Annotated in this window: 12 protein-coding genes; 9 read left to right on the forward strand and 3 right to left on the reverse strand. The window is 64.8% G+C overall.

Annotated elements, in window-relative coordinates; all coding sequences use genetic code 11:
• Position 1: 1 nt before the first annotated feature.
• A complete protein-coding gene (locus ABIB56_RS12060; protein WP_354569458.1) occupies positions 2–358 on the reverse strand; it encodes a hypothetical protein in 357 nt (118 codons plus the stop codon).
• Between the two features lie 120 nt (positions 359–478).
• Between ABIB56_RS12060 and ABIB56_RS12065 the strand changes: the two genes are divergently transcribed.
• The 6 genes from ABIB56_RS12065 (at position 479) to ABIB56_RS12090 (ending at position 5,258) form a co-directional block, all read left to right on the forward strand.
• On the forward strand, positions 479–1,348 hold the full coding sequence (locus ABIB56_RS12065; protein WP_354569470.1) for a DUF72 domain-containing protein: 870 nt from the start codon (positions 479–481) through the stop codon (positions 1,346–1,348).
• Between the two features lie 23 nt (positions 1,349–1,371).
• Entirely contained in the window at positions 1,372–1,551 is a 180-nt protein-coding gene (locus ABIB56_RS12070; protein WP_354569459.1) for a hypothetical protein, read from the forward strand.
• Positions 1,552–1,584: 33 nt separating this feature from the next.
• Positions 1,585–2,178, forward strand: coding sequence for an alpha/beta hydrolase (locus ABIB56_RS12075; protein ID WP_354569460.1), 594 nt, complete (start codon positions 1,585–1,587; stop codon positions 2,176–2,178).
• Positions 2,179–2,441: 263 nt separating this feature from the next.
• The gene (locus tag ABIB56_RS12080) at positions 2,442–4,307 is read left to right on the forward strand and encodes a chorismate-binding protein (protein ID WP_354569461.1); all 1,866 of its coding nucleotides are present in this window, start codon (positions 2,442–2,444) and stop codon (positions 4,305–4,307) included.
• Positions 4,308–4,517: 210 nt separating this feature from the next.
• The gene (locus ABIB56_RS12085) at positions 4,518–4,919 is read left to right on the forward strand and encodes an NUDIX hydrolase (protein ID WP_354569462.1); all 402 of its coding nucleotides are present in this window, start codon (positions 4,518–4,520) and stop codon (positions 4,917–4,919) included.
• Positions 4,920–4,922: 3 nt separating this feature from the next.
• Positions 4,923–5,258, forward strand: coding sequence for an NUDIX hydrolase (locus ABIB56_RS12090; RefSeq protein WP_354569471.1), 336 nt, complete (start codon positions 4,923–4,925; stop codon positions 5,256–5,258).
• A 236-nt stretch (positions 5,259–5,494) separates the two neighbouring features.
• Here the strand turns inward: ABIB56_RS12090 and ABIB56_RS12095 are convergent, their stop codons facing one another.
• Positions 5,495–8,080 (reverse strand): ATP-dependent Clp protease ATP-binding subunit, encoded by a 2,586-nt coding sequence (locus tag ABIB56_RS12095; protein ID WP_354569463.1) that lies wholly within the window; start codon positions 8,078–8,080, stop codon positions 5,495–5,497.
• 160 nt (positions 8,081–8,240) lie between these two features.
• Between ABIB56_RS12095 and ABIB56_RS12100 the strand changes: the two genes are divergently transcribed.
• Together ABIB56_RS12100 and ABIB56_RS12105 are read left to right on the forward strand one after the other, a co-directional pair.
• Entirely contained in the window at positions 8,241–8,708 is a 468-nt protein-coding gene (locus ABIB56_RS12100; RefSeq protein WP_354569464.1) for a heme-binding protein, read from the forward strand.
• A 135-nt stretch (positions 8,709–8,843) separates the two neighbouring features.
• Positions 8,844–9,203: a hypothetical protein gene (locus ABIB56_RS12105; RefSeq protein ID WP_354569465.1), complete on the forward strand. Its 360-nt coding sequence runs from the start codon at positions 8,844–8,846 to the stop codon at positions 9,201–9,203.
• A 208-nt stretch (positions 9,204–9,411) separates the two neighbouring features.
• On the opposite strand, the gene ABIB56_RS12110 is transcribed toward ABIB56_RS12105, so the two are convergent.
• Positions 9,412–10,749, reverse strand: coding sequence for a pyridoxal phosphate-dependent decarboxylase family protein (locus ABIB56_RS12110; RefSeq protein ID WP_354569466.1), 1,338 nt, complete (start codon positions 10,747–10,749; stop codon positions 9,412–9,414).
• A gap of 55 nt (positions 10,750–10,804) precedes the next feature.
• Here ABIB56_RS12110 and ABIB56_RS12115 point away from each other — a divergent pair.
• The coding region (locus ABIB56_RS12115; protein ID WP_354569467.1) for a hypothetical protein at positions 10,805–11,000 on the forward strand (196 nt) is incomplete at its 3' end.

Below are 11,000 nucleotides of genomic sequence, written 5' to 3' on the forward strand. Positions count from 1 at the left end.
GCTACCGGGAGATGAGGTTCAGTCCGGAGCTGCGGGCGACGTTGTATTTGCCTCCCTCCCAGAGGTCGAAGCTGACGAATTGCGCGCCACGGCCCGCCGCCTCCTCCACCTGCTCGGGTGTGAGTACCGTACCCGCGCCGACGAGAATATCTCCACGCACAGCAAAGGCACTGACCGCCGCGAGTCCCTCTGGCGTACGCAGCGTAATCTCGACCGAAGTGATTCCGCCACGCAGCAGTGCGGCTGCCAGTTCGTCGGAACGGGCCGCGTCGTCGATGGTCACGATCGGCACTATGCGCGCCGCGCGGATCTCCTCGACAGTACTACGCACCTTCTTATTTGCTCGATCCGCAGCCACGTTTTCATTTTTTGCTTTCGGTGAAGGCCTTCGCGGTTGTCCCTCCGTAAAAGCGGAGAAGATAGTCACTCGGGAGAAACAGCGAGATTGGCGGAAGCCGTGAACGAGGTACGGGCCGTGGTGGGGACTTCAGCGTGGAACAAACCACACTGGCGAGGGCACTTCTACCCGCCCGGTCACGTGCAGCGCCGAGAACTCGAATATGCATCCGACCATCTAGCGTCACTGGAAATAAACGCGACGTTCCACGGCCTACAAGAACCGAAGACCTTCCGGGACTGGCGGAGACGAACGCCCCACGGGTTCGTCTTCTCAGTCAAAGGCAGCCAGATGGTCACGCACGATCAACTCCTCAGGAATCCAGCCATGAACGTGGCCAACTTCCTCGCCTCTGGCCCACTCGCCCTCGAGGAAAAATTGGGACCGTTTCTCTGGCAGATCTCCGAATACCTTGCTTTCCAGCCGACCGTGGTCGAGGAGTTTCTCGCAGTGCTCCCCCACTCGATCGACGAGGCGCGGCAGCTCATCGAGCAGTACGCCACGACGAGTGTCAACGATCGCTGGATGGACGCACCGAACCGACCGATCCGGCACGCCTTCGAGGTGCGCCACCCCAGCTTCTCCAATCCGCGCTTCCTCGAACTGCTGCGACGCTACGACGTGGCCATAGTCGTCACGAATACCCCACGCTGGCCCGAGTTCCGCGATATCACCTCTGACTTCGCATACGTGCGGCTGCACGGCGACGTGACCACGCGCCCCAACGGGTACAGCGATGCAGACCTGGACGAATGGGCAACCCTCATCAATGGATGGCTGAGCGGCGAGGGCTGCGCTGACGGTCGCGGGCGGGATGTCTTCGTCTATTTCGACAATCCCGACAACAGGGGAACGCGCTCGCCATTCGATGCCATCCGACTTCAGGAGCGGCTCGATGGACCTCGGCGTCCGCGCACCGAAACACCAGTCCAGCCAGCACTCTGGGGCTAGTCACGCGCCGATAGGGTCTAGCCATGACGAAAACTCCGAAGCCATGGTTCCGTCGTCCGGGGAGAGTCATACCTACCGGCCTGCTCGCGCTCGGAGTGATAGCTGCGATCGTCTGGGTGGTGAGCCCATGGCCTGCGGCCCTCCTCATCAGAGGGTTGTTCGAAAAAGGGGCACAGGACACGATTAATGAGATGTTGCCCTAGGTTCCGAAGAGCGGTGTTGGCGGAAAACTCGACGTGGCCTATGGCTCCAACCAGAACGAGAAATTCGACGTCTTCACGCCGGAGACCGCATCTGCTCGGCTCCCGACTGTGGTGTGGATCCACGGTGGAGCCTGGGTCTCCGGGCACAGGGAGGATGTTGATCCGTACCTGAAGATCATCGCGTCGCACGGTTACGCCACCGTGAGCCTCGACTACTCGATCGCCCTGGAGGCCACCTATCCGACGGCAATCACCCAGCTGAACGATGCGCTCGCGTTTCTCGTCGCGCACGCCGACGAGTACGGGATCGACCCCGACCGGATCATCATCGCCGGCGATTCCGCGGGAGCGCAGTTCACCAGCCAGCTCGCAACTCTCACCACTAATCCCGCCTACGCCAAGCGCCTCGGGCTCATACCGGCGCTGTCGAAGGACCAGCTGCGGGCGGTGATCCTGAACTGCGGAATCTACGACGTGAGCGGCATCCCGAACGCACCAGGAATCGGCGGATGGGGCTTCCGCATCGCGCTCTGGGCATACCTCGGTGACAAGAACTGGTCGACGACGCCCGGCGGCGAAGACATGTCGACCCTCGATTTCGTCACCAGGCACTTTCCGCAGACATAGCGTCAGTTCAGCTCGAGAGGGTGCCGACGAGATCGGTCGTGCCTGGCACACGCCGTCACGAGCCGGCACACTGAGGTCGACGGATACAGGATTCGATTTTGTCACCGGTGCGCTAGCATGATTCCCATGACCGCAGCACGCGCCTCCTGGTGGCTCCGCCGATAGGCGGCTGCTGTCTGACGAACAGATTCGACCGCCTCCCGTTACCGGGGCGGTCTTTTTTTCGGCCTCGGTACGGATGGCACTGAGAGATGGAGCCACCCATGACCCTGCTCGATGAGATCCTCGGCGCGACACCACCCGAGGCTTATGCGCTGCTGGCGCGCGCCGGTCGCGACGACCTCGAAGTCCTCGCGGGCCCCATCGTCGACGTTGCACTGCTCGCCGACATCCCGCTGACGGATGCCGCGGGCATCCGCCGCGAGGTGCTCAGCATCGTGCCCTTCCGCCAGGTCGCCGAACGCGGCTACCGCGCACATGACGACGGCGCTCCGCTGCGCTGCATGATCGTCGAACAGCGCGAGTCCGTGCCGCGCAACGAGGCGATCCGGATACTTCCCACCGGGGAGATCGACGTGACCGCCGTCGGTTTCGACATTCCCGACGAAGAATATGCGGACATCGTGCAACACGTCATCGACGACGAGATCGGGCGAGGCGAGGGAGCCGACTTCGTGATCCGCCGCGACTTCATCGCCACCACCGGAACCCCGGCACGCAGTCTCGCCCCCAATCTGCTGCGCCGGCTGCTCGAGCGTGAGTCGGGAGCGCACTGGACCTTCGCGATCGTCACCCCCGACATCGCCCTGGTCGGCGCCTCACCCGAACGTCACGTGTCGGTCGAGCGGGGTGTGGTGACAATGAACCCGATCAGCGGTACCTACCGACATCCGTCGACCGGCCCCGACCGCGAGGGCTTCCTGGAGTTCCTCGGCGACACCAAGGAGGTGGAGGAGCTCTTCATGGTGGTGGACGAGGAACTCAAGATGATGAGCGCCGTCTGCGCCTCCGGCGGTTTCATCCATGGGCCGTACCTCAAGCAGATGTCGCGGCTGACCCACACCGAATACCTGCTGCGCGGGCACAGTGATTTCGACGTGCGAGACGTGCTGCGCGAGACGATGTTCGCACCGACGGTCACCGGGTCTCCTATGGAGAACGCCTGCGCGGTGATCGAACGGCACGAGACCGCGGGACGCGGCTATTACGCGGGCGTTGCAGCCCTCATCTCGCCCGAGGACGGCGGCGGATTCTCGCTCGACGCGCCCATTCTCATCCGTACCGCGCAGCTCGCGGGCGATGGGACTGTCAGGGTCGCGGCTGGTGCGACCCTGGTGCGTCACTCGGTACCGGCCAGCGAGGTGAAGGAGACCCACAGTAAAGCGAGCGGGGTGCTCGCGGCGCTCGGACTGCTGCCCGCCGTGGATGTCGCGCGTCACGCTCCTCTCGCCGACGACCCGGTAATTCAGGATGCACTGCAGCGTCGCAACGCACAGCTCTCCCCGTTCTGGATGAACGACCAGCAGCCGGAACCGGAGGCCGGCTTCGCAGGGCGCCGTGCCACCATCGTCGATTTCGAGGACCGCTTTACCACCATGCTCGGCCACCAGCTGCGCCATCTCGGTATGGAGGTGCGCATTGTGCACTGGAGCACTCTAGAGGATGCGGATATCGAGAACGCCGACTTGCTGGTCTGCGGCCCCGGACCCGGCGATCCGCTGGACCTCGGCTCCGCCCGCGTCCGCAAGATCGGCGAGGTGATCGACGCGCGTCGAGCCGTCGGCCTGCCGCTGCTCGCCGTCTGCCTCAGCCACCAGGTGCTCGCAACGAAGCTCGGTCTCGGCATCGACCGGCTGGATCGACCGCGCCAGGGGCTACCGCTCGAGATCGACCTCTTCGGCACCCCGGCGGTCGTCGGTTTCTACAACACCTTCACCGCACGCCTCGCTCCTGGCGGCTCCCTGCCCGACCGGGTCGAAGGCAGCGTCGACCCCGCCAGCCGCGACGTCTTCGCGCTGCGCGGCCCCGGATTCGCCTCCGTGCAGGGGCACCTCGAGTCGATCCTTTCCCGCGATGGGATCGCCGCGCTGCAGGTGCTGGCGGCGAGCGCTATGGCAGTGGCGGCGTAGCGTTTGCGCCGGTGCGTGAGTGCGTGTGTGCGTGGGTTCGTTCGGTGCGTGTGTGCGTGGGTTCGTTCGGTGCGTGGGTTCGTTCGGTGCCAAATGAAGGCACCGCCGCCTGACATCCCTGGATTCTCGGAGCCACAACCGCCAGAACGTTCAAGATCTCCTTCATTTGGCACAGTATCGGTGCGCGGCCGCAGCCGCGAAACTAGCTTCTTGGCCACGATCGGCGGAAGCAGAGTGCAGGACGCACGGGCGATGGTCGAAGCGTCGGATCTCGAGGGGTGCCGACAGCCGCTCGAGCGGCTGTTGGCATCCGTCGGGCCATGGTCGCGAGCTCGGTATGGTCGCTCCCGTCGCGGAATCGGCGATGATGTCGGTATGACTGCGACGAGCGAGGACCAGCCCGAAACCCACTGGCACAAGCGCGGCTCTCGCACTGTCTACCGCGGGCGATCGATCATCTCCGAGCACGATGTGGTGCTACCCACTGGGCAACATGCCACCTACGAAGTCGACGAGAGTGTGCCGTTCGCGGCCGCCGTTCTCATCGTCGACGAGAACGACATGCTGTGCCTGGCAAGGCAATACCGCTACCCGCTCGAGCGCTGGATCTAAGACCTGCCGGGCGGAGCCGGCGAAGATGGCGAGCAGCCGATGGATGCCGCGGCGCGCGAATGCCGCGAAGAGGCCGGCCTCGAGCCGGCGCGACTCGAACCGTTGTACAGCTACGCGGCCAACCCCGGTCGGTCGGCGTGGGCCGTGCACCTGTTCTTCTGTCGGGTCACCGCCGCGGCATCCGCTGACCTCTCGGATCCGACCGAGCAGGTGCGTACAGTGCGGATGACCGTCGACGAATTGGACGACCTCATCCGTCGCAATGAAATAGTCGACCCGTCGCTACTCATCGCCCGCTCTCTCGCCGGGATGCGTGGGCTGCTGCCGCCGCTGGCCTGAATCGTCCCGGGAGCGTCGGAGACCGCAACGAGGGCGATCCCGTGACGGAGTAGTCGCCCGCGCGGCGCCCGATGTCGTTTCTCCGGAGGATTGGGGCATACATGCCCGCGATGAGCGGATACCCCGGGGCAGAAGCAGATTCCTCCGGAGAAACAGGTTACGAACCGGCGGCTACCCGTAGACACGAGAAGGGCGAGCGACCGAAGTCGCCCGCCCTTCTGCGCTGCTGCTGCCGGCTACGCGGCCAGTGGCAGCTCCGCGACCTGGTGCGCTTCGACGACGAGGGTGTCGTCGTTCACGACCACGGTCACGGTTCCGCCGTCCGTGAGGTCCGAGGTCACCAGCAGGTCCGCGATCCGATCATCGAGTTCGCGCTGGATGACGCGACGCAACGGCCGGGCACCGTACTCTGGCTCGTACCCGTGTTCGGCGATCCAGTCGATCGCCTCCTCGGACACGGTGAGCTCGATGTTCCGCGCCGCCAGCCGAGCCTCGGTAGAGCGGATCAGCAGGCGCACGATGTCGTGCAGCTGCTCGGTCTCGAGCTTGCGGAACAGCACGATCTCGTCAATGCGGTTGAGGAACTCGGGTCGCATCGCCTCCCGCAGCTTGCCCATCACCCGGTTGCGCAACTCCTTCTCCGCAATGACCTTGTTCGCCGCGTTTTCGGTACTCGCGACGAAGCCCAGCGCGCCGCCCCGGCTGGCAAGAAACTCCGAACCGAGGTTCGAGGTCATGATGATCACGGCGTTGCGGAAGTCGACGGTGCGACCCTGTCCATCGGTGAGCCGCCCATCATCCAGAACCTGCAGCAGCAGGTTGAAGACGTCGGGGTGTGCCTTCTCGATCTCGTCGAACAGTACGACCGAGTAGGGGTTGCGACGGATGCGTTCGGTCAGCTGGCCGGCCTCGTCATACCCGACGTAACCGGGAGGGGCACCGACGAGTCGGCTCACCGTGTGGCGTTCGCCGAACTCGCTCATGTCGAACCGCAGCATCGCCTTGTCGTCACCGAAGAGGGACTCCGCCAGCGCCTTGGCCAACTCTGTCTTTCCTACGCCTGTCGGGCCGAGGAAGAGGAAGCTGCCGACCGGCCGGTTCTGGTCACCCATGCCGGTGCGGTTGCGCCGTACCGCCTTCGCGACGACGGCCACGGCGTCGTCCTGTCCGACCACACGCTCGTGCAGTTCGACGTCGAGCCGTGCCAGGCGCTCACGATCGACCTCGGTCAGGCGACTGGCCGGGATGCCGGTCGCGCGGGAGATCACGGCGGCGATCTCTGCCTCGTCGACCACGGCCGACTCGACTTCAGCCGACTCGATCGCTGCAGACTGGTCCAAGGATGCCGTGGTCGGCCTGGCAGCATCGAGCCTGGTGTGCACGGCGTCGATCTGGTCGCGCAACCGTGATGCCTCTTCATAGTGTTCGAGGGCGACCGCGGAGTTCTTCGACGACTCGAGTTCGGCCAGCTCCCGGAGCAGGCCGGAGACGTCCACCTGCGAGCCGAGTTTGAGACGCAGCCGCGCACCGGCCTGATCGATCAGGTCGATGGCCTTGTCGGGAAGGAAGCGGTCGGGCACGTAGCGAGCAGACAGCTCGACGGAGGCACGGATGGCCTCGTCGGTGTACCGCACACCGTGGTGATCTTCGTAGGCCTTGCGCAGCCCGGAGAGGATGAGCACGGCATCCTCGATGCTGGGCTCACCGACCTGCACCGGCTGGAAGCGACGCTCGAGCGCCGGGTCTTTCTCGATCGAGCGGTATTCCTTGAGGGTGGTTGCTCCAACAACGTGCAGCTCGCCGCGGGCCAGTCGCGGCTTCAGGATGTTGCCGGCGTCCATGCCGCCCTCGCCCGCGCCACCAGCACCGACGACGGTGTGCAGTTCGTCGACGAAGACGATGATCTCCGCCTGGTGAGCGCTGATCTCATCCATCAGTTTGGTGAGACGCTCCTCGAAGTCGCCGCGGTAGCGAGTACCGGAGAGCATCGCCGGCAGGTCGAGGGAGACGACACGCTTGTCGCGCAGCTGCTGCGGCACACCGCCGTCAACGATCGCCTGGGCAAGACCCTCGACGATCGCTGTCTTGCCGACACCGGCCTCGCCGATCAGCACCGGGTTGTTTTTGGTGCGCCGCGAGAGGATCTCGATGGTCTGCTCGATCTCGTCGGCACGACCGATCACCGGGTCGAGGTCGCCGGAACGTGCCATAGCCGTGAGGTCGATGCCGAACCTGTCGAGCATCGGCGTTTCGGACTCGGATGACACCCCCACCGGATCCGCTCCCTGGGCGTTCACTGTCTCCCGCATCCCCGACTGCAGCGCCTCAGGTGTCACGCCGGCAGCAGCCAGCACCTGGCCGGCCGGGGAATCCTGGTTGATCACCAGGGCGAAGAAGAGGTGCTCAGGGTCGATATAGGTCGACCCGGAGGCGCGGGCCACCTGGTAGGCGTGGAACAGCGCGCGCTGGCCGGACTGCGTGAGTACCGGCGCATCGGTACGTTCTGCGGATGCCTCCGGCAGGCGCTGCTCCGCGGCATCCGCAACGGCTGCGGGGTCGGAGCCGACGCGCGTGATGACGTCGGCGGCCGGCTGGAGCCTGGCGAGCACGCGCAGAATGTGGAGTGCGTCCAACTCGCTGTGGCCGTGCTCGACGGCGAAACGGCCGGCCTGGGCCAGAACGTCACGGCTGCGACGGCTCAGCAGGCGGCTGATGTCGATCGAGCGCCCGGACTGCGCCGCGCGTTCGCCTTCGAGATAGCGTGCGAGAAACTCGTCAAACGAGTTGCTGCCGTTCTCTTCGGGTTCAAAACTGTTAGGCATGAGACCTCCTGTGGAAACTTGAGTGCCCTTGACTCAACTTAACGTCGAGCGCCGCGTTTCATTCCCGCAGCCCGTCGAATGCGTCTGCTCGGCACAACACGCTCGGCGCGACGGTGCGTGGCTAAGCTGCCCTATGTTCGCCCACAACAAAGGAATAGCCATGACTCGCCCAGAACCCCTCTACACGATCGAGCAGCTCCAGAGCGAGCCCGTCGCCAACGTCGCATCGTTCCTCAGGGATGATGCGGTGAGGCTCGGCGAGATCGCCGTTGGCGTCATCCGCGAGTGGGAGCGCAACCTCGCCGTAGACGTCCACATCGGCGACGAACTCGCCTACCGCGCGCAGCTCGGCAGCACAGGGCAGCGGAACGCGGATGTCATCCAGGGCAAGATCCTCGTCGCCACGAAATTCGGCCACAGTTCGCTGCTCGCCAGGCTGAAGAAAGACGCCGACCCCTCCCTCGCGGACGGCCTGGACGACAGTTACAAGTTCTGGGGTGGCTGCATCCCGATCTTCGTCAACGGCGAACTCGTGGCGACCATCGGCACCTCCGGGGAACCGGATGTCGTCGACCACGAGGCCGCAGCCGAAGCTGTCAAGCGTTACCTCGCCGAGGTCGCCGCGTAGGCGTTGTGCCGGCCGATCCTCCGGGCGTCGCAGCTTTCGGCAGCGAGTTGCCACTTTTGCCGCTGGCGCAGCAAGTTATGATACGTTTCATGCTAGCCATTCGCCACCTATGCGATTCCCTGCTGGCTGATCGCCATGCTGTGGTACCTGCGGGGCGCGGGTCTGGAACCTACGCCATTCTTTCTCACCCTCGCAGCTGGCGCGCTCTGTGGCGTTTCATTTACCGGGTGGGTACAGGGCCCCGGTTCCACGCAGACGAAGCTCGCCGTGCACATCGTCGTCGTCGCTGTGCTCGTCACCGCGCTCGTGCTGCTCACCAAGGTCACCGGCTGGGCTGTGTTGCGTCAACTGCCTGCGGGCTGGATAGGCGGCACAGCACTCTTCCTGAGTTTCGCCTCGCTCCCCTTCACGACCTGGACGGCTCTCGGACTCTTCGGTCGCTTCCTCTTTCCGCTGGGGCGCACACGTGCGGCGCGACCGACCAAGCGCGGCTGACCTCCGGGCCGGGAGATCGCGCGCGAACCATTCGGCCGGAAGAGTCACCCGTTCATCCCGATCGCGTCGGCGCACCATGTTGCGACCGGGTACCAACGGTAGATCCCGGCAGGCGGCCACCATATTTCTGGGTGTGACGACGTGATCCAGCTGCCCTCACAGAGACGGAGCACACGCCAGCCGTTTACGACGTCCCTGGGACCTTCGTCTAGTCCGGCTCGATTCCGACTGCTGCGATCGCACGCTTCACCGCTGCTATCGCGATCGCGACTTCCGCGGCATCCGTCGACCAATTGCTGACTGAGATGCGCAGGATGTCGTGGCCATTCCACTTGGACCCCGACATCCAGACGGTGCCATCCGAGATGAGTCGAGCCGTGACCTCCCGGGTACGTTCATCCGCGCCGAACGACAGCGACACCTGGGTGAACACCACGTCGTTCAACACCGTGACTCCGCCCAGCGCACCGAGACCGGACGCTAGCGCCCGTGCATTTTCAGCGAGCCTGTCGATCATGTCGACCACGCCGGTGCGCCCCAGTTGCCTGAGCGCCGCCCAGACCGGGACGCCACGCGCGCGACGTGACATCTCCGGCGTCACCTCCATAGGGTCAGTCATCGCACCGTCACGAGTAAGGTAACTCGCCTGCACTCCGAACGCCTTCACCGCGGCATCCTTCTTGGAGACGATAGCGACGCCACAGTCGTAGGGAACATTCAGCGTCTTGTGCGCATCGGTCGCCCAGGAGTCGGCGAGATCGACACCGTCCAGCGCGTCGACAAACTGCGGCGACGCAGCCGCCCACAATCCGAAGGCGCCGTCCACATGCACCCAGGCGTTTTTCGCATGGGCCAGGTCGCTACACTCACGCATCGGGTCGAATGCGCCCGAGTGCAGGTTGCCTGCCTGCAGACACACGATTACCGGCCCGTCCACGTCGTCGAGCGCAGAGGCGAGGGCGGACGGAATAATGCGGCCCTGGTCATCTGCGTCGACCAGTGTCGGCAGACCGAGCCCCGAATACCGCAACGCGAGATCCACGGAGATGTGACGCTCGGCGCCGGCGAGCACCGTGATGCGTGGGGCGCCGTTGAAGCCCTGTGCGTTGATGTCCCAGCCGGCTTGCTCCAACACCCAGCCGCGACCGGCGGTGATTCCAACGAAGTTCGCGGCGGTGCCACCGGTCGTGAATCCGACATCCGATCGCGTGGGTAGCCCGAGCAGCTCGACGATCCACCTGCCCGCAGTCTCTTCGATGGCGGCCGTCGCAGGGCTGGCGTAGCGCATCGCCGCGTTCTGGTCCCAGGCGCTCACTAACCAGTCAGCGCCGAGCGCCGCAGGGAGCGTTCCACCGATGACCCAGCCGAAGAAGCGACCGGATGACATGGCCATAATGCCAGGCTCGGCCAGAGTGGCCAACTCGTCGACCACATCGACCGGATCAGTGGGATGGTCGGGGAGCACACCACCGAAAAGCGGAAGCAGGTCGTTAGCGCTTTTCGTAGGTGCGACCGGCCGGTCAGGGAGCGATTCGATCCACTCCATGGCTCGGTCGCGAGCTCGATCAAGTGTGGCCTGATACACGCGAGGGTCGAGAATCATGACTCAGAGTAGCGCGAACGCCCCGGGCGCTCTCTCCCTGATTATTATGCTCGATCCGTCTGCTTCGGGGAATCGAGATTGCAACAAGCCGCGCCAGCACGACCATGTCGTTAATCACTTCGCCGCGATCACCATCCAGGTTCCACATGCGATGGCGAAGACGAAACTCGATGCGGCGGCCAACGTGACGGGTG

The sequence above is a fragment of the Glaciihabitans sp. UYNi722 genome (assembly GCF_040549465.1).
Classification (GTDB): Bacteria; Actinomycetota; Actinomycetes; order Actinomycetales; family Microbacteriaceae; genus Lacisediminihabitans.

Coding starts and splice junctions, on each gene's coding strand:
- ABIB56_RS12105 (WP_354569465.1), top strand. CDS start 8,844: ATGCTGTGGTACCTGCGGGGCGCGGGTCTGGAACCTACGCCATTCTTT.
- ABIB56_RS12070 (WP_354569459.1), top strand. CDS start 1,372: ATGACGAAAACTCCGAAGCCATGGTTCCGTCGTCCGGGGAGAGTCATA.
- ABIB56_RS12080 (WP_354569461.1), top strand. CDS start 2,442: ATGACCCTGCTCGATGAGATCCTCGGCGCGACACCACCCGAGGCTTAT.
- ABIB56_RS12110 (WP_354569466.1), bottom strand. CDS start 10,749: ATGGAGTGGATCGAATCGCTCCCTGACCGGCCGGTCGCACCTACGAAA.
- ABIB56_RS12100 (WP_354569464.1), top strand. CDS start 8,241: ATGACTCGCCCAGAACCCCTCTACACGATCGAGCAGCTCCAGAGCGAG.
- ABIB56_RS12095 (WP_354569463.1), bottom strand. CDS start 8,080: ATGCCTAACAGTTTTGAACCCGAAGAGAACGGCAGCAACTCGTTTGAC.